General features: G+C 44.0%; 13 protein-coding genes. 7 read left to right on the top strand and 6 right to left on the bottom strand.

The features are described 5' to 3' along the window. Positions 1–140: 140 nt before the first annotated feature. Positions 141–1,733: an OmpA family protein gene (locus QO189_RS03340; RefSeq protein ID WP_371531521.1), complete on the top strand. Its 1,593-nt coding sequence runs from the start codon at positions 141–143 to the stop codon at positions 1,731–1,733. Between the two features lie 95 nt (positions 1,734–1,828). Here QO189_RS03340 and nagZ read toward each other — a convergent pair whose 3' ends face one another. Beyond that, positions 1,829–2,914: a beta-N-acetylhexosaminidase gene (gene nagZ, locus QO189_RS03335; RefSeq protein WP_371531520.1), complete on the bottom strand. Its 1,086-nt coding sequence runs from the start codon at positions 2,912–2,914 to the stop codon at positions 1,829–1,831. Positions 2,915–3,438: 524 nt separating this feature from the next. Between nagZ and QO189_RS03330 the strand changes: the two genes are divergently transcribed. Further along, the gene (locus tag QO189_RS03330) at positions 3,439–5,649 is read left to right on the top strand and encodes a carboxy terminal-processing peptidase (protein WP_371531519.1); all 2,211 of its coding nucleotides are present in this window, start codon (positions 3,439–3,441) and stop codon (positions 5,647–5,649) included. A gap of 503 nt (positions 5,650–6,152) precedes the next feature. Here the strand turns inward: QO189_RS03330 and QO189_RS03325 are convergent. Then, positions 6,153–6,638 (bottom strand): peptidylprolyl isomerase, encoded by a 486-nt coding sequence (locus QO189_RS03325; RefSeq protein WP_201598934.1) that lies wholly within the window; start codon positions 6,636–6,638, stop codon positions 6,153–6,155. A gap of 398 nt (positions 6,639–7,036) precedes the next feature. On the opposite strand from QO189_RS03325, the gene QO189_RS03320 reads away from it, so the two are divergent. Continuing rightward, entirely contained in the window at positions 7,037–8,977 is a 1,941-nt protein-coding gene (locus QO189_RS03320) for a M61 family metallopeptidase (RefSeq protein ID WP_371531785.1), read from the top strand. Between the two features lie 337 nt (positions 8,978–9,314). Here the strand turns inward: QO189_RS03320 and QO189_RS03315 are convergent, their stop codons facing one another. The 3 genes from QO189_RS03315 to QO189_RS03305 all read right to left on the bottom strand — a co-directional run bounded on the left by QO189_RS03315 (position 9,315) and on the right by QO189_RS03305 (position 11,692). Next, a complete protein-coding gene (locus QO189_RS03315) occupies positions 9,315–10,166 on the bottom strand; it encodes a DUF305 domain-containing protein (RefSeq protein ID WP_371531518.1) in 852 nt (283 codons plus the stop codon). Positions 10,167–10,443: 277 nt separating this feature from the next. Further along, the gene (locus QO189_RS03310) at positions 10,444–10,884 is read right to left on the bottom strand and encodes a hypothetical protein (RefSeq protein ID WP_371531517.1); all 441 of its coding nucleotides are present in this window, start codon (positions 10,882–10,884) and stop codon (positions 10,444–10,446) included. 193 nt (positions 10,885–11,077) lie between these two features. Continuing rightward, complete coding sequence (locus QO189_RS03305; protein WP_371531516.1) at positions 11,078–11,692, bottom strand: pseudouridine synthase; 615 nt, start codon at positions 11,690–11,692, stop codon at positions 11,078–11,080. A gap of 619 nt (positions 11,693–12,311) precedes the next feature. Between QO189_RS03305 and icd the strand changes: the two genes are divergently transcribed. Further along, on the top strand, positions 12,312–13,571 hold the full coding sequence (icd, locus tag QO189_RS03300; protein WP_238036322.1) for an NADP-dependent isocitrate dehydrogenase: 1,260 nt from the start codon (positions 12,312–12,314) through the stop codon (positions 13,569–13,571). A gap of 258 nt (positions 13,572–13,829) precedes the next feature. On the opposite strand, the gene QO189_RS03295 is transcribed toward icd, so the two are convergent. Next, a complete protein-coding gene (locus QO189_RS03295; protein ID WP_371531515.1) occupies positions 13,830–16,049 on the bottom strand; it encodes an NADP-dependent isocitrate dehydrogenase in 2,220 nt (739 codons plus the stop codon). Positions 16,050–16,658: 609 nt separating this feature from the next. On the opposite strand from QO189_RS03295, the gene QO189_RS03290 reads away from it, so the two are divergent. From QO189_RS03290 to glyA, 3 genes are all read left to right on the top strand, one after another. Beyond that, positions 16,659–18,011, top strand: a complete 1,353-nt coding sequence (locus QO189_RS03290) for a GNAT family N-acetyltransferase (RefSeq protein ID WP_371531514.1) — start codon at positions 16,659–16,661, stop codon at positions 18,009–18,011. Between the two features lie 80 nt (positions 18,012–18,091). Continuing rightward, positions 18,092–18,592 carry a chorismate lyase gene (locus QO189_RS03285; RefSeq protein WP_371531513.1) on the top strand — a complete coding sequence of 167 codons (501 nt, stop codon included), beginning with the start codon at positions 18,092–18,094 and terminating at the stop codon, positions 18,590–18,592. Positions 18,593–19,039: 447 nt separating this feature from the next. Beyond that, positions 19,040–20,296: a serine hydroxymethyltransferase gene (gene glyA / locus QO189_RS03280; protein WP_371531512.1), complete on the top strand. Its 1,257-nt coding sequence runs from the start codon at positions 19,040–19,042 to the stop codon at positions 20,294–20,296. Positions 20,297–20,358: the final 62 nt, after the last annotated feature.

The raw sequence follows: 20,358 nt of genomic DNA, 5'->3' as shown, positions 1-20,358 counted from the left end.
ACAATTCTATAATATCCAAAACCAATCATAGTGGTCTGATAAATCTGACTTGATAGAGTAAACAGCCGCCACGTTATTAGATGATTTTGTGCTTTGAATAATCGAACAATATAAATAAAAATTAAGGGGAGAGTTGTATTATGGATATTATCAGTCATTTGACACGCACAGTCAGCCCAGCCGTATTAGCAGACGATCATAGTCCTGCTAAGCAAAATCTACTTGAGCAATTTTATGCAATTTTTGCTGCTCGCCTCGCGAATAATGATACCTATAGCCGTTTTGCTAATGAGAATATTGCTCGTGATGATAGTGCTTTTTATGATCGTGTATGGACAGAAGGGGCTCACCGTGACCAAATCTCTCGTGAGCTCGCTAATGCACATGGTGTCGATGAGACAGCTTCTCGTGGTCTGATTGCTATGGCAGCGCCGCTGGCTTTTCATGAAATCAAAAGCTTGGCTGGGACCACCCCTGTACCGCAATTTCTCAATGACAATCTCAACAGTTATCAGCATCATATCCCTGCATGGGCGGCAGCGGTCTTACCTGCGAGTGCCATTGCGGCCACTCCTGCTGCGGCACCTATATCCGATACGGTCAGTACCGCACCACTACAGAAAGAAGAAGAGCCGCAAGGCAGCTTTATGAAAGCCCTATTACCGATTATCGGTTTGATTATTTTGGGTGCATTGGCTTGGGCCTTGTTAAGAGGCTGTCAAGAGAACCCTGAGCCTGTTGCTACGCCGATGGCTACCGCGCAGCAAGACGAGCAAGGCAATGAGCAAGCAGTAGTAGCAACTGACATCGAGCCTGCCTCACTCCGTATCGCCACTGGGGAAAATGGTGAGCTATACGCTTGCCGCATGAGCGTAGGCAACGAGACGCTACAGACCAATGTGATGAATGCACTAACTGGCGCATTCGGCGATGAAGCCAATAAGTGCCGCGCTGATGTCGATGATAACTTTGCTATAGATATGCCAGCCGCTGCACAGCTTACTACGATATTGCCGATCGTCAAAAATGTGCCGAATGCTAGCATGGTGATCAAAGGTGATACCATCACGGTCAATGCACCTGATGATGCGGCATTGGCCCAATTGGTGACTGATCTACAAGCTGCTGCACCTGCGATGATGGTAGAAGCTGAAGGTCCATTAGATCTGCAAGGTGAGATTGACGAGAGTGTGGCTGCTGCAGATGCTGCCATGACCAATCTCGGTGACGATCCAGACCCACGTGATGTCGCGCGTGCCCTGAGCCTTCAAGTTATCAACTTCCAAGTGGATGAAGCCGTCATCCCTGATGTCAATAAAGCCATCCTTGATCGTGCTGCAAAGATCATCAATGAAGTGCCTGACATGAACCTGATGATTATCGGTCATACAGATAGCCAAGCATCGGATGCTTATAACATGGAGTTGTCTCGTGAGCGCGCTGAGTCAGTAAAAGAGTATTTGGTGGCTCAAGGTGTCGATGCGAGCAAACTTAGTACAAAAGGTATGGGTGAGACAGATCCTATCGCGGATAACTCAACTGAGCAGGGGCGTTTCCGTAACCGCCGGATTGAGTTTATGGTCAATGACAAAATGGTCGATCCAAATGATGGCATGATCATCAACAGCGACTCGCTTGACCCAGATTTGAATCCGCTAGACAGTAATAATGATGATTTGTTGCCCGATGGTGATGATGCGACTCAAGGTACTGCAGTAGATCCAACGAATTAATTAAAAAGTATCTAATTTAACAGCAGTTAAGTCTAAAAAACCGCACCTTAATGATGCGGTTTTTTATTTGCCAAATTTTTTATATGAATACAAAACTATTTATAATCAGTAGGGTCTTTTGATTCATTGGCAGGTTCATCAACTTGTGTATCAGACTCAACGTTAAAAAAGGTCTGAGTGACGTTATTCTTTGCTTGTTGCCAATAATCAAACTGCTGGCAAGTAGACTCAAGATCACCTTGCCACTTTGGTATATTGCCGCACATGGTTTTGATGCGTTTCTGGTTAGGATAGGGCAGTTCTTGCGCTGCTGCCGCCGCTTCATGAGCGGCAACGCGATCGTTACACACCAATGCAATGTCGCAACCAGCTTCAATAGCAGCTTTTACGCGAGCGCTGACATCGCCAGCGGCCTTTGCACCTGCCATCGATAAATCATCAGAAAAAAGCACACCATTGAACGCTAGCTGATCACGAATAATGTCTTTTAGCCAAATTTTAGAAAATCCTGCGGGTTTGTTATCTACTTGCGAAAAAATCACATGCGCTGGCATCAAAGCATCAAGCAGTGACAGCGTTTGCGCAAAAGGTTGCATGTCGCTATTGACGATCTCGTCCAAACTACGTGTATCGATGGCCTCTGATACATGAGAGTCAGGAGCGATAGCGCCATGACCAGGAAAATGCTTGCCAGTGGTGGCCATACCAGCCGCTTTCATGCCGCGCATAAACTGCGTGGCTAGGGCAACGATCGCTTGTGGCTCCTGATGAAAGCTACGGTCACCGATAACTTGGCTGATACCATCTCTATCCAGCACGGGCGCAAAGCTCAAATCAATACCTACCGCCAGTACTTCGGCTGCCATCAGATAGCCGCAGTCATATGCGCAGCTGAGCGCGCGGCTTGGATCGTGATTGAATAATTCACCAAGCCTACCCATAGCAGGTAGCGGTGTGAATCCTTCACGCAGCCGTGCGACTCGTCCGCCTTCTTGATCGACACCGATAAGTATATCCTGATTGTGATACCGGATATCATCACACAACGCGCGTACTTGGGCCGCATCGGCGACGTTACGTCCAAACAGTATGACCCCGCCAATTTGTGCTTGTTTGATCAAGCTGACGTCTTCTGCGGTCAGTGCGGTATTGTCGATATCAATCATTAAAACGCCGTACATTGCGTCATCCTTATTTTTGTGTGTATTGTTATATTATGGGGTTGACCGATCATTGATGTCCAATCGCTTAGCAGTCATTACTCATGTACTTTATTATGACAGTTATTATCAATTGAGCCTAATGTGGCAGATTATTGGTATCAAATCAATTTGTGGATAGTCGGCGAATTGATGCTAATAGCCTTAAGTCGCTATGTGTGGTAAAAGTGATAGAAAGTTTGGTATGTGCAGGCGTTGCGTGTAAGATTGCTTATACAGTTTGAGACAGTTGAGTATTTATGCACATGATAATATTGATTTTTGACTATATATCAGGATTCGATAATAAGCGTCAGAATCTATATATAAAGGCGACGGAATAATAAAGCTATAGCGTTGTAAGCTCATAGTAACGAGCAGGCTCACGCAGAGCAAGACAGATATTCAGCAAAACAGATGACAATCATGGCCAATAACACATTCAGCAGTTTTTAATTTTTATAACATAAATAATATCACTAACTTCAAATAACTAGGTACATATGATGAAAAAACAACCAGCACAGTGGTTACTCAGTGCAGCGTCAGTGGGCATCGCCGGTATTATCCTGACACAAAGCTACGGCACTGCCGTAGCAGAAACCAATACGGGAAGTTTTGTTCAGACACCTGAGCAAAAGGTCACTACTCGCCAAGTCGCCGCTTTGCTGGATCGCAGTCATTACCTTAATCAGCCATTAGATAGTAAAACCGGTAGCGAAATCTTATCAATGTATATTGATAGTCTTGATCCAAATCATACCTTGTTTTTGCAATCTGATGTCGATGAGCTGAAGAAAAAGCATGCCGATGATTTTGGCGCTCGCCTCAAGCAAGGCGACCTATCGGCAGGGGTAGAAGTCTTTGATCGTTATCGCAAACGCTCAAACGAATACTTTGCCATGGCAACCAAGATGCTCAAGAAAGATATTGATTTGACTGGTAATGACACCATCATTCTTGATCGTGAAAAGCTCGGCCATTTCAAGACCAAAAAAGAGCAGCGTGACTATTGGGAACGTCAGCTAAAGTTTCAGCTGATGAGTATCACGCTGGGCCAAGAAGACGAAAAAGCCAAAGAAAAAGTATTTTTAAGCAATCCAGATATCACTCGTGGACAAGACTTGGTACGCAACGATGAACGTACGCCAAATGAGATTTTGCAAAATCGTTTGTCGCGTCAGCAAGAGCAGTTTAAGCGTCTCAAAGATGATGAAATTATGGAGACTATCCTAAATACCGCGATGCTAACCTATGATCCGCACAGTAACTACTATGCGCCGATTCAAGCAACTGAACTACAGATTCAATCTAGTCTACAATTAGAAGGCATCGGTGTTTCTATCCGTCCTGATCGTAAAAACCCAGATTATACCCGTATCGTGACCTTAGTCGATGGTGGTCCAGCGGCCAAATCGGGTCAAATCAAGCCCAATGACTTGATCGTTGGTATCGCAAAAGATGGCGAAACCATGACGGACGTGGTTGGCTGGTCGACGCGTGAGATTGTCAGCTTGATTCGCGGTAAGCGCGGTACGTCTGTCACGCTCAAGCTACGTCAACCCAATACGCCAGATGCCAGTGCCCGTACGGTCACCGTCGTGCGTGATATTATCCAGCAAGAAGAGTCAGGCGTGACTCAGCGCGTGGTAGAGGTACAACGTCCTAATATCGACAAAACACCAAAACGTATTGGCGTACTTGAGATACCGAGCTTTTATCTGAACTATCGTGCGCGCCGTAATGGTGAGGACTACCGTAGTGTCAGTATCGATACCGAAAAAGCATTAAAGGAATTGAACAAAGAAAATATCGATGGTCTGGTTGTCGACTTACGTAATAACCCTGGTGGCTCGTTGGATGAGGTTGCCAAAATGCTAGGTTTCTTTATCAAGAGCGGGCCACTGGTACAAATTCGTGATAATCGCGGCAATATTCAAGTGTACCGTGATGACGATGGTGGCGAGCAGCTTTATGATGGCAAAATGGTGGTTATTACCAACCTAGCATCGGCCTCAGCCAGCGAAATCTTTGCCGCGGCCATTCAAGACTATGGTCGTGGACTGGTGGTTGGTAGTACGACCACAGGTAAAGGCTCTGCGCAGATTCAACTTGATAGCTTGGCGCTAGGTTCTGCGACCTTAACTCAGCGTAAGTTTTACCGTATCACGGGTGGTAGTACGCAGAATAAAGGCGTAGTACCTGATGTTGAATTGGTCAATATCTATGATGATGCGACCTTTGGCGAACGCGCGCAGAAAAAAGCCTTGCCTTGGGATACCATCAGAACGGCGCCTTATAAGCCTGAAGGGAAGTTCACTAGCGATACATTAGCGACGCTCAATCAGCAGTCTAAGATTCGCCAAGAGAAGAACCCGCAGTTTACTTACCTGTCGACGCTCAATGATATTCGTAATATGGATGATGAGAAAAAACCGGTTCGTTTAGATATTAACAGCCGCCGAGCCAAAATGCAGCTGATTGAAAAGCGTTCGTTAGAAGCCGAAAACAGACGTCTGATCGCTACTGGTGAACGTCCCTATTCTAATTGGAACACGTATCAGGCCGCGATGGATGCAAAGTTTGAAGAGCGTAGTCGTATGAAAGCTGCTGAGCGCCCAGAGTTGCCAGAAGATGAAGCGTTTATTAACGAAGCCGCTTATCTGATGCTGAGTGCAGAACCCGAAAAATTGCTCAGCCCTGAAGAAAAGCTATAGATTTTCAAGTACCCACTATGTCCATGTAAGCATATGCTTACATGGATTGACGCTTGAACCACTTACCAATCATAGGTCAATCTGCGACTATAACTGTACGGCACGATTGAACGAAACGGTTCATTGATACTAGGGATTGGTATCTTAAAGGTCGCATCAGGGATAAGTGGTTTGCTGATTAGGGATGATAAGGCTGGATGCCTGTCAGTTATGAGATACCCCGGGATTAGGTATCACGTAACACTAACATGGATGGTTGGTAATAAAAGCCGCATGACGCTTGTCGTTATGCGGCTTTGTTATGTCTGAAAGTTGGTAATATATTTTATTGGATATTTATAAGTAATCTATAAATTACCTTCTTTATATTGATCTAACCTATGATTTACTATAAAAATTCAATAAAAAAAGGCCAGTAGACATTGCCACTGACCTTTTTGATTGGACGATAAGTTAAATCATCACTTATCATCCAATCGCTGTTCACTATACTCTAGAAGAGATTAGTGCTCAACGCCACCTGCGCCATGTACATGGCCGTGGTTTAGTTCGTCTTCAGTTGCTGCACGTACTTCTTGGATTTCAACGTCAAATGTCAAACGCTTACCAGCCAATGGATGGTTTGCATCAACGGTTACTTCTTGGTCGTTTACGTCAGTTACAGTAACTAGCATAACTTGGCCACCAGCTTCTGACTGGAACTGCATACCAGGCTGGATATCATCAACGCCTTGGAAGTTTTCGCGTGGTACGTGCTGTACCGCTTGCTCTTGATACTCGCCATAGCCATCAGCAGGCTCAACTACTGCGTTGACTTTTTCGCCAGCAGATTTGCCTTCTAATTGTGATTCTAGGCCTGGGATGATGTTGCTGTGACCATGTAGATAAGCAAGTGGCTGACCTTCTGGAGACTGGTCAAGGATATTGCCTTCGTCGTCTTTTAATGTGTAATTGAATTTGACGGCAGTGTCTTTTGCGATAGTAGTCATAAAATATCCTAAATATATCTATGTAAAAAATTAAATACGGTTGCAATAAACCTAAAAAAGCCAATCAGCAAGCCAAATAGCCACAGTATTAGTCAATTATCATCAGTTTATTAAAGTAACTTTAGCAGTTAGCATCTTTAATTGAGATGGCGTATATAAGTTTCAAGGCAAAAAACATAAAAAATGCCAATTAATGCCACAATTTACAATAATAACTGTTATTTTCTATAGTTAATCGATAACTACTGGCCACTCAGGGTTTGGGAGTTGCGTTTTTTGGGAAGGACTCCTAACATAACAATAAAATAAGGACGAGAGATACTATGAATGCATTTGCCGATAATACTAATAACCAGCTAACGAGCGACGATTCAATCAGCAATGATAATATCAATAATATGGCTAATATCAGCTATCAATTCGATTTTGCCCGTTTTTCTGAGCATTTGGTTGATGTGTCACTGTCTTTTACGGCAACAGCTGATGCTCCTCAGCTCTGGCTACCAGCATGGATACCAGGCAGTTATCTGATGCGCGAGTTTGCTCGTAACATAACTGCTGTACATTATCGAATAACAGATCGCCAAATAACAGATAACGACAGTCAGTTTGAGATGTATCGCGCACAAAAAATAGATAAACATACGTGGCAACTCCCAACGGTTCAGATAGGGCAGACGGTAAAAGTAGAGTACGAAGTCTACTGTTACGACCTATCGGTACGTACGGCGTATGTCGATCAGCAGCGTCTATATGGTAATTTCACCTCACTTGCACTCGCGGTCGATGGGCAAGAGCAAGAACCAGGACAAGTCAGCTTGATTGTTCCGGAGTCGTTTTTGATAGATAAAGATGAGAGTAATGTGCTGTTGGCATGTGGTTTGGCATCTACGCATCTATGTGTTGATGGTCAGAGCGAAGACAAACGGCACTGTTATCAATTACGGGCAGATAATTATCATGAGTTGATTGATTATCCTTTTGAGATTGCAGCACAGAATAAATTTGATTTTATTATTCATGACAGTCAGCATCAGACACTTCATCACAGTTTTTATCTCTCAGGCAAGCATAGCGCCAACATGGGTAGACTACAGCAAGACGTCACTCAAATTTGCCAGACCTATCTAGACTGGCTGGGAGATGCGCCATTCAACGATTACACCTTTATGACGTTTGCTAGTGGTCAGGACTATGGTGGGCTAGAGCATATCAATTCTACTAGTCTGATTACCCCGCGCCGTGACTTACCAAATGCTGATGAGCCAAAAATACCAAGCACTGATTATCAGCGGTTTTTGGGCTTGTGTAGTCATGAGTATTTTCACTCGTGGTGGGTCAAAACCGTGCGTCCTGATGTCATGATCGATGTTGATCTACGCCGTGAAGCGTTCACGCCGATGCTTTGGGTATTTGAAGGATTTACCTCTTATATCGATGATTTTATGTTGCAAGCTTCAGGCGTGATCGATAAGTCAAACTATCTCAGGTTACTAGCAGAACAAATCAATCGCTATTATCAAACGCCTGGACGTGATAACCAAAGTGTCGCAGAGTCGAGTTTTGATGCTTGGATTAAATTGTATCGCAGCGATGAAAACACCGGTAATGCAGGTATTAGTTATTACAATAAAGGCGCATTGGTGGCGCTGTGTCTGGATTTGATATTGTTAAAAAATACCAATAATCGCTATCGCTTGTTTGATGTGGTCAAAGCGTTCTATACCCAAGCAAAGAAAAATAACAGCAAGCGTATCGGCATCAATAGCGCGGATATGGGCGACGTGATTGGGCAGTTTATGCCGATAGCGGAATGGGAAGATTTTGAACGCCGTTATGTCAACGGCGTAGAGGAATTGCCGATTGAGGCGCTGCTGCTCGCAAACGGTGTCAAAATGCAGGTTAATACTAAAGAAACCGCTGATAAGCATGTCCCATGGGGTATGCGCTGCAATGAGACACCCGCTGGACTCAAAATCAATCGCGTGAACCGCAGTAGTGTTGCTGCCAAAGCAGGTATCTCAGCCCATGACGTTATTATCGCGATTGATGGCATTAAAGCGGATAGTAAGCAGCTAGCATCGCTGAGTAATGCAGAGCATCCCGTTGAGTGTCATTTGTTTCGTCGCGATGAGTTGATGTGTGTGCAAGTGCAACATAGTGAGCTGCAACAGCAAGATAGTACCGATAGTGAGGAAGTTATCGGAAAAGCATTCCCTCATAAAGTCAGCCTACACATAGTAAAAGGCGATAAAGCGCTAGAGGACAATGGTGATAAAACGAAAGGAGAGGCAAGTTGGGAGACATGGCTTAATGTCATGAAGCGTCAGCCAGAATAGCGGCAGCGGGTTGTACAGGTAAAAAAGTAAAACCTCTTGATAAGCAAACATGTTTATCAAGGGGCTTAGGGCGTGTCATCAATTAACCCATTCAATCATTTAGCGGTCTTAAAATGGCTAAATCTTGTCAAATATCGTCAAAAATCTTGTGAATATACCTATATTCTCTGCAATTTTTTCCTCATTTAACTACTATTTATCTCATTTTAAGCCTCGCTATCTAAATGATGACACGCCCTAAATCATAGTTGATAGGTTTTTTAATGTTCTCAATCAATATTTAGCAAAAAATAATCATACAAATAGTCTATTTTGTATTTTTATACTGAGTTGATTGTTACTGCTCTTTGGTTTTATCATCAGGGTCTTCACTAGCAGACTTCTCGTTTGCAGTAGTTTCGCCGTTAGGCTCGACAACCTCAGCATTATCGTTTTCAGTCTCGCTCGTCGCTTCAAGCGCGGCAATCCAGTTTTGCATGAGCTCAATCTCTACTTGCTGAGTATCGATGATATGCTGTGCCAGTTGACGCATTTCTTCATCAGTACCGTATTCGAGCTCGATTTTTGCCATATCTACGGCGCCAATATGGTGTGGTAGCATGCCACGTGCAAATGCCATATCCGGCATAGGATCAGCAATACCCAATGTCATCTCGCCATGCATGCTTTCCATGCCCTTAGCGTAGGCCTGTTGCATAGCAGCGGTATTGGGCTTAGGTTTGGCTGCGTCAGGATGGCTGGCAAGCCATTTGTTTAGGATATCAATCTCAGCTTGCTGCGCCGTAATGATATCTTGAGCAAGCTGGCGCATGGCGTCATCTGTACCGTATTTTAGCTGAATTTTTGCCATATCTATCGCGCCGCGATGATGTCCAAGCATGCCTTTGGCAAACGCGGTATCAGGATCGTTATAACTCATACCGATCATCATCTCATCATGCATACTGGTCATGGACTTTGTGTAGTCTTTGAGCATATCCGTCATCTGAGCGTCATCTGTGACGTTTTCGCTATCTACCGATGTATCGTGGCTCATATTCTCATGCTCAGCATGAGTCATGTCAGTCATTGGCGGGGTGGCTTCTTCTACAGGCGCTGATTGACTATCTGCTGCTGGCTGACACGCACTTAATAGCAGTGCAGCAGACATGCTGGTGGCCAACAGAACAAAACGATGAGAAGCAATCATGATATATCCCTACTATAAGAAGACCAAATGATAAATAAATGAGGTCTATTTTACATAACTAATGACGTGCTGAATCTTAACAGATAAACCTTACCCATTCGAGACGATATGTTTAAAAAGTCGTAACGAGCGCTTATTTATCGTAGGAGGATCTGTGCAAAGCAACAGTGTAATGTGTTAGACGCTAGTCCTCTTGTTTTCTTTAGCCACTTGCTTATTTTGATGATAACTAGTGTGAGAGAGATGGTATGTTATACCGTTTGACAAAAGAAAATTATTATACTTGCATTAATGAAACAACTTTTGATAATACAGGTGAAATATTTGTGTCTTTTAGGTATTCGACGCTAATAAGGTTATGAGCTTTCGTATCAAAACTGTCATGAAAGTCACTTTGAACTTGAATTAAGACCTTTGGCAGATTATAGCCAATATCATTGAACTGGTCTGCTGTTATATCTATTATGTAACCTTGGCATAATAACCATGCATGAGACTGATACGAGTTGTTAATAAGACCTTCACCACATACATATTCACTTTCTATTCCATGAAATTTCAACAAATACAAACCGATCAAATCGGTAGCATCTCCACAGCAACCTTTAGGAAAGCCTGATGAACGATAAAAGGTAGTTGTATTGTCAAAATCAGACTTATCAAAATTTTCTAGAATTTTTCGAATTTGGTATATTTTTTTCTCTATCTCTTTATCCACAAAAAGTTCCTATTTTCATTTTCCTCTATAATATACCTGTTGCATAGGTCATTGCTGGCTATAGTAAATTCGTCAGTGAACTGGTACTTGTGCAAGAGATTTAACGCTAAAAACTTAATTGCAAAAACAATAATATATATTCATTAGTTCCTTCATATTTTTTTGATGCTTAACGTCATTTTTAGCAAATAAACTAATAGCTAATACCCAACTGCTGATAGTGCTCACTAGTTAAGTGAATGCGCACAAACTCGCCAACTGCTATGTCACCCAATTCAAACCCTGCCACCGACCAACGTATCAAACGCAAACAGGGCAGACCAACATGCGCGGTCATGCGTCTGACTTGACGGTTTTTGCCTTCATAAATTGTCAGCATCAACCATGAGTCCGGTACGCTTTTACGCTCACGTATCGGCGGATGACGTTGCCAGAGCGTCATGGGTAGCTTATCCTCACTCACGTGCTTGACTTCAGCAGGCAGAGTTTTGCCATCTTTGAGAGTCACGCCACGTTTGAGCTGATTGATTTGCTCAGCAGTAGGAATGCCCTCAACCTGTACCAAATAAGTCTTACCTTGCTTACGTCCAGCATTGGCTTTTGGCGGGTGGGTAATCGCTTTGTTGACTCGGCCATCATCGGTCAAAATAAGTAGCCCTTCGGACGTTGCATCAAGCCTACCAGCAACTCGCAAAGACTTATCAGTAAAGTACTGCGATAGAGTGGCGTGGCTATTGTTGCTATCGTCTCTGAACTGACTTTGCACCCCATAAGGCTTATTGAACAAGATGAGACTAGAAGTCGGCATAAAGTGATATTTCCTGAAGGTAAATGAGTGATTAGCAGTCTTGGCGTATGTTCGATCAAGCAAAGTCAGTACTGAAAAATTAGAAAAGAGGTATCGTGTTTGACGTACGCTGTGCGATGTATTTTGCTACAAAAGTAGGACAGCAACCGCGCAAATTTACTGCTACTCTAAATCCATATTTTTGCAGGGGTATTTATATTTTTGATAGTAATAAACCTATTATCTGTAAGATAAAATGATTGTTCAGCCCTTTATTTTACTACTATCGCTAAGAAAATATATTATAACCTTTTAAAGATTATAGTGTTATAGATGCTGCATTTTTATTAATACTATATAAAATGTATATGTTATATTTCTTATTAATTTAGCCAATAACACTGAATTTAATAATGAGCAGTTTCTATACACAGTTTTAGTTTATATTTGCATCAATTCGTACGTTTTTAATTTGAATCTGTTTTTTAGTATCGTTCAATCCAATGCCGTAAGTGTCTCACACATCAGACTTTGTTTAGCCAATAAGCGTCTAGAGCGCGACCATTATAATAGAAAAGCTAGCATAACAAAGTGTTCAGTTCGCTTGCGACGTATAACTTACCACTAAGGAGTTTTATCCATGTCATATGATAAGGTCATCGTACCAAGAGACGGCGAAAAAGTAACCGTGAATGCTGATTTGTCGCTAAATGTGCCCAATCATCCGATTATCCCGTTCATTGAAGGTGACGGTATTGGGGTGGATATCACGCCTGTCATGATAAAAGTGGTCGATGCGGCGGTCGATAAAGCCTACCACGGTAAAAAATCAATCATCTGGATGGAAGCTTACTTGGGCGAAAAAGCAGCCAAAATATATGACGGTGAATATTTACCAAGTGAGACATTAGAGATTTTAAAAGACTACGTCATCAGTATCAAGGGACCGTTGACCACGCCAGTGGGTGGTGGCTTTAGCTCGTTGAATGTGGCTGTACGTCAAAATCTTGATTTGTATGTCTGTCAGCGGCCAGTACGCTGGTTTAAAGGCGTGCCAAGCCCAGTACAGCATCCTGAGCTGACCAATATGGTGATCTTCCGTGAAAACACAGAAGATATTTACACAGGTATCGAGTGGAAGGCGGGCAGTGATGATGCCAAAAAAGTCATCAATTTCTTAAGAGAGGAGATGGGTGTGACCAGCATTCGCTTCCCTGAAGACTGCGGCATCGGTATCAAGCCTGTCTCAAAAGAAGGCTCGCAGCGCCTAGTACGTAAAGCCATTCAGCATGCTATCGATAATGACTTGCCAAATGTGACCCTCGTGCATAAAGGCAATATCATGAAATTTACGGAAGGCGCGTTTAAAGATTGGGGATACGAGCTGGCAGCAGAGCGTTTTGATGCTGAGCCATTAGATGGTGGTCCATGGATGACGATGAAAAATCCTAAAACGGGTAATGACATCATCATCAAAGATGTGATCGCTGATGCGTTCTTGCAGCAGATTCTGATGCGTCCGGCAGATTACTCCGTAGTGGCAACACTCAACCTAAACGGTGACTATATCTCTGACGCGCTAGCGGCGGAAGTAGGCGGTATCGGTATTGCCCCAGGTGCTAACAAAGGCGGCGCAATCGCTGTCTACGAAGCGACGCACGGTACTGCGCCTAAGTATGCTGGTCAGAATAAAGTAAACCCAGGCTCATTGATATTGTCTGCGGAGATGATGCTGCGTGATATGGGTTGGTGTGAGGCGGCGGATCTCGTCATCAGTGGTATCCAAGGCGCGATCGCCAATAAGACGGTCACTTATGACTTTGAGCGTCTGATGCCAGACGCTATCTTGCTCAGTACTTCTGAGTTTGGTAAAGCCATTATCAAGCACATGGATGCGTAATCGTATCAGTGCCTAAAACGTTAAACTCTATTAGATTTATTCAAGGCCACTTACTGATGTAGGTGGTTTTTTATGTGTTTGAAACGAATAGATAGAGGCAAGTTGTTTGTCGTTATTTTGAGATAGGCACAAAAAAACACCTCAACGTTCTAAGACGGCTGAGGTGTTTTGTTTGCTAAGACTTAAACTTACCTAATCGATCTAGGTATACAAACCAGAGCGATTAGGATTAATTGTTTAAGATCAATTGCTTATTACTTATAACGATGCCAAGGTTTCGTTAAACAAAGTGCTTGGGCGCATGGCTTTTTTAGCCAACTCTTCATCAGCGTAGTAGTAGCCTTTGATATCTACTGGCTTGCCTTGCGCATCGTTAAGTTCTTTGACAATGGCGTCTTCGTTTTCTTTGAGCTTTTGCGCAAATGGCGTGAACTGTGCTTTTAACTCACTATCTTGATCTTGCGCGGCCAGCTCTTCAGCCCAATATAGCGCTAGATAGAAGTGACTGCCACGGTTGTCGAGCTCACCGGTTTTACGTGATGGCGACTTGTCATTCAGCAGCAGTTTTTCTGTCGCTGTATCTAGCGTATCGGCCAAGACTTGAGCTTTAGCATTGTTGTCGTTGCTTGCCAAATGCTCCAAAGAGACATTCAAGGCCAAGAACTCACCAAGTGAATCCCAACGTAGATGGTTTTCTTCAGTTAGCTGCTCAACATGCTTTGGTGCAGAACCGCCAGCACCCGTCTCAAACAAACCGCCGCCTTTCATCAGTGGTACAACCGATAGCATCTTGGCACTCGTACCTAGCTCTAGGATTGGGAACAAGTCAGTGAGGTAATCGCGTAAGATGTTACCAGTCGCAGAGATCGTATCTAGACCACGAGCGACACGCTCTAAGGTATAACGCATGGCGCGAACCTGAGACATGATTTCGATATGTAAACCGTCAGTATCATGATCTTTTAGATACATTTTAACTTTTTTGATGAGCTCGTTCTCATGTGGACGGTATGGGTCGAGCCAAAAGATAACAGGCGTATTTGATTCACGTGCACGGCGTACAGCAAGCTTCACCCAATCTTGGATAGGTTCATCTTTAACCTGACACATGCGCCAGATATCACCTTTTTCAACACGCTTTTCGAGCAATACTTCCTCGGTATCCACGTCGACGATACGAGCAATACCAGCATCACTCGATTCAAAAGTTTTGTCGTGCGAGCCGTACTCTTCTGCTTTTTGTGCCATTAGGCCGACGTTTGGTACTGTGCCCATTGTTTTTGGGTCAAAGTTACCATGCCATTTACAGAAGTTGATCATTTCTTGGTAAATACGAGCAAAGGTAGACTCTGGCATGACCGCTTTACAGTCATACATCTTGCCATCAGCGCCCCACATTTTACCACCTGAACGAATCATCGCTGGCATAGAGGCATCAACGATGACATCGCTTGGTGAATGGAAGTTGGTAATGCCTTTGGCAGAATCAACCATGGCCAGACGTGGGCGATGCTCTTGACAAGCGTGGAGATCGCGCTCAATTTCTTCACGCGTTGAGGTTGGTAGTGTCTCAATCTTGTCGTATAGATCAGCCATACCGTTGTTGACATTGATGCCAAGCTCATCAAAGAGTTCACCATGTTTTTCAAACGCTTCTTTGTAGTAAATGCGAACCGCATGACCGAATACGATAGGGTGTGAGACCTTCATCATGGTGGCTTTTACGTGCAATGAGAACAAGATACCAGCTTCGCGGCAATCTTCCATCTCTTGCTCATAAAACTCGAGCAATGCTTGTTTGCTCATGACCATCAGGTCGATGACTTCTTTATCCAACAACGCAATTTTAGGTTTTAGTACTTTTTGGGTGCCATCGTCAAGTAGCAAGTCCATACGTACGGTACGAGCTTTATCTAACGTCATAGATTGCTCGCCATCATAGAAGTCGCCGCCATGCATGTGTGATACGTGCGTGCTTGACCATTGCTTCCATTCACCCATTGAGTGTGGATGTTTGCGAGCGTAGTTTTTGACGGCTTTTGGTGCACGGCGATCTGAATTACCTTCGCGTAGGACTGGGTTTACGGCACTGCCTAAGCTCTTACCATAGCGCTTACGTAGCTCTTTTTCTTCATCCGTTTGTGGATCTTCTGGGAAGTTAGGAATGGCGTAGCCTTTACCTTGTAACTCTTTGATAGCGGCTTTTAACTGCTGGACAGAGGCACTGATATTTGGCAGTTTGATGATGTTGGTGTTTGGGTCTTGAGTCAGGCGACCAAGTTCTGCTAGGTTGTCAGGAACACGCTGCTCTTCGGTCAAGTATTCAGGGAATTCGGCCAATATACGTGCTGCAACAGAGATGTCACTGGTTTCAACTTCGACACCTGCGGTCTTAGTGAATGCTTCTACAATTGGTAAAAAAGACAGCGTCGCAAGCGCTGGGGCTTCGTCAGTTTTTGTATAAATAATTTTTGACATTTTATTTAGTTCTTCCTTTAGTTGTCGTTAATAATAAAGCTCAAATATAGTGTTGAATATGAGTCAATGATACTATGCAATGCTCAATGATATCGTTCGAACAAGTACGTCGTATGTAGCTGCTTAGCAATATTTAAGTTAGAGATATTCAAGTTTGATAAAACATTTTCTTTTACTGATGTTCACTACAAGGGCATTCTCAAATGGCACGTTGACTGTCTCGTAAAACTGCCAGAAAGCAAGTCGCTGACGGTATATTATAATAAATCCACTATAAATTCGAGAGGATGTCAATCGCGTACCATGAACTAAGTATACTGTTTTCGCTCATATCTTAGGGTTTCAAATTATACTAAGCTGGTAGTGACCTTATTCTAACAGTCATCTGTTGCGATATCATCTTTTCGATACAACGACTATGCCTCATCGGTTTATGTCATGCTCTAGATATCCAAACAAGCATAATCCTAAAAACCACCAATGTCACTATTGGTGGTTTTTTATTGTGACTCAAAAAACTTTGCAAATTGTGACAGCAAAATAGCAAAAATTTGCTAGGCTAGGTCATCAATAGATAGATTATCTATATACAATATAGTGACGGTAAATATGAGTTTAGAGTATGCGCTGATTAATGATACCAGTTGGCAGAGCCAGACTGCTTGGCAAACGCCAGACACACCTTTTATGTCATTTGCTTTTTGGCAGGCGCTTGCCGATACGGGCGCGATTGGCGAGCAGGCAGGGTGGCTACCGATATTTATTTTGGTACATCGTGTCGACGATGACGATGACGATGAGGGTGCCGCACTGCAACCAGTCGCGGTGCTGCCAGTATTTATAAAAGGCCATCATCGCGGTGAGTTTGTGTTCGATCATTCATGGGCAGAGGCATATGCGCGTTATGGTCTCGACTACTATCCAAGATTGGTCACCAGCGTGCCATATACACCAATTACCGGTCAGCGTCTTTGGTTGGCAAAAGGCGAGCGCTTAAATGAGGATATCTTCAAAACAGCCATTGCAGGTATCGATGATATCGCTCAGCAAGTCGGCGCCTCAAGCTGGCATGGACTATTTGTCACACCTAATCTAGCATCTGTTGCCACTACATCTATGCCTACTGAGATTGATATAGAGCGTGCGATAGCAGCCCAAGAGAGCGGCGTAGAGTCCGCGCCGATTGAGATGCCGATATTTGAGCGTCAAGGCTGTCAGTTCTTATGGCAAAATAAAGACCTGCTCAATAGCAGCCAACCATTTGCAGACTTTGATGCGTTTTTGATGACATTAAAAGCCAAAAAGCGCAAAACTATTCGTGCGGAGCGTCGTAAAGTGGCTGAGCAAGGTATCAGTTGCCAGCGAAAAATCGGCGATGATATCAGCGATGCAGACTGGAAGGCTTTTTACCATTGCTATGTGATGACCTATGCGGTGCGCGGACAGCAACCTTATCTGACGATAGACTTTTTTATGGCATTGGCAGCGAGTATGTCTGAGCACATTATGCTCGCGCAAGCACTCGATGCCAGTGGTGAGGTTATCGCCAGTAGCCTATTCTTATATGACACACCTTTCAGTAATAGCGACAACGACAGTATTGATGGTGATGTTAATAATGATGTTGATAATAGTGCGACTTTGTACGGTCGATACTGGGGTGCGCTTGGTGAGTATGACAGTTTGCATTTTGAGCTGTGCTATTACCAAGGCATTGAGTTTGCCATCGAGCAAGGCCTAGCGTCCTTTGATCCAGGTACGCAAGGGGAGCATAAGTTGGTTCGCGGTTTTATCCCAACGACGACGCACTCGCTTCACCGCATTTATGATCCGCGTTTTGTCCCTGCGATTGGCGATTTTTGTGCTAGAGATCGGATGCATATGGCACAATATCGCAAGCAAGCCCATGAGGCACTACCATTTAACGCAGACAATATGCCAGCCTTTGATACGCTTCATTGATATACACCATTAATGCTGATTATTAATTAATAATAGCTCGCAGGCATTTACTTTACACATTTCACTATTAGCCGTTAACTATGTCCAGTAACTCTCTTACTCCTACCACGTCTCTACCTCCTGCTGAATTAGTATCATGGCTCAATGCCGAAGGTTCGCTCACAGCTATGCTAGAAGAGAAGGCAGGGCAGCCGTTACGAGTGGAGCGTAGCTTTGAGGGTTATCGGCTGTTGACGCTGCAACAAAAGCGACAATTGGGTCTGCAAGGCTCAGCGCTAAATCGTCCATTGCTGGCGTGGATACGTGAAGTACAGCTATACGGCAATGACGAGCAACCATGGGTCGGTGCGCAAAGCATCTTTCCGCTATCAAGCCTAAAAGGTAACGCGCGACGCTTGCAGCAGCTAAAAGGTACGCCCATCGGTTATGTATTATTTAAACGTCGCCGCACACTGCCAAACCAGCGATTTATGCGACAGACGAGCGAGGGCTGGCAGAGGCAAACGCGCTATGACTGGTATGGTCGCTCATTGCTTATCAGCGAAACCTTTTTGCCTGCGTTTTTGTCCAGTGGTGCTTAAAAACGTTTTATTTTTATATAAACACAAAAAGGATTAGGGTCAAAATTTGCATTGAGTAAATCCTTTATTTAATTGGCTATTTATCTGTGTTATATCGCCATTTAATTTGCTCATCTTAAGGTGGGCTTTTTTGCGCTCATCGCACAAATTTTCATGTTACACTTACGCTTTCGCGATGATATCGATGCAAATGTATATCGATTTTATTGACGGATCGGTCAAGTTAATGGCAAGCCAATTGCCTGTGTTTATTCTTATTTCAATTTTTGCTAATAGACTCAATTCACAATAATGGTCATACCATAAAACAGCTTGCAGAAAAACAGCGTGCAGAGGTATCCACTATACTTCAAGCGACGTTGACGCAGTGGTCGTTTGGTTGTGAGCAGGCTATCAGCTTCTTTCCAATGAAATTTTTCAATGACAGTCACTACTTAGGACATTACTATGTTTAAAGATATTTCTATCAAAGAGTTTGATCCCGTACTTGCTGAAGCGATGGCCGCAGAAAGCGTTCGTCAAGAAAATCACATCGAGTTGATTGCCTCTGAAAACTACTGCTCACAAGCAGTGATGGAAGCGCAAGGCACTGACCTGACCAACAAATACGCTGAAGGCTATCCTGGTAAGCGCTATTACGGTGGTTGTGAGCATGTAGATGTCATTGAACAATTGGCCATTGACCGTGCAAAAGAGCTGTTCGGTGCTGAGTACGTCAACGTCCAGCCACATTCAGGCAGCCAAGCGAACTCTGCTGTATTTTTGGCATTGCTAGAAGCCAATGACACCGTACTTGGCATGAGCCTAGACGCAGGTGGTCACTTGACGCATGGCGCGCACATCAACTTCTCAGGTCTGAACTACAATGCCGTACAGTACGGATTGGTAGATGGCACTGGTCTTATTGATTATGATCAAGTAGAGAGCTTGGCGCGCGAGCACAAGCCAAAAATGATCATCGCTGGTTTCTCAGCGTATTCACAAGTCGTTGATTGGCAGCGTTTCCGTGACATCGCTGACGAAGTAGGCGCGTATCTACTAGTAGATATGGCACACGTTGCTGGTCTTGTTGCGGGCGGCGTATATCCAAGCCCAATCCCTTTTGCTGATGTAGCTACCACCACCACGCACAAAACCTTACGTGGCCCGCGTTCAGGTATGATCTTGTCGCGTGATGAGAAGCTTGCCAAAAAGCTAAACTCTGCCGTGTTCCCAGGCAACCAAGGTGGCCCGTTGATGCACGTCATCGCGGCAAAAGCGGTTTGCTTTAAAGAAGCGTTAGAAGACAACTTCAAAACCTATCAGCAGCAAGTCGTGAAAAACGCACAAGCGATGGCAAAAGTCATCCAAGAGCGTGGCTACGAAATCATCTCTGGTGGTACTGAAAACCATCTCATGCTGATCAGCCTAGTGAAGCAAGAAATGACGGGTAAAGAAGCGGACAAATGGCTTGGTGATGCACACATCACTGTGAACAAAAACGCCGTGCCAAACGATCCAAAATCACCATTTGTCACCTCTGGTATTCGTATCGGTACACCAGCCATTACTACTCGCGGCTTCAACGAAGCGCAAGCGGCTGATTTGGCAGGTTGGATCTGTGACGTGCTAGACAGCCGCGGTGATGAAGCGGTTGCAGCTGAAGTACGCGGTAAAGTAGAAGCAATCTGCAAAGAGCTACCAGTGTACGAAAAAAACCAGTAAGTATTAACTGACTCTTTTTGAGAGTTGTATAACAAAAAACCGCTTAGCGTTTGCTAGGCGGT

Origin of the sequence: Psychrobacter sp. Arc29 (assembly GCF_041431175.1) — a bacterium.
Lineage (GTDB): Bacteria > Pseudomonadota > Gammaproteobacteria > Pseudomonadales > Moraxellaceae > Psychrobacter.
This window is presented reverse-complemented; position numbering and strand designations above follow the sequence as displayed.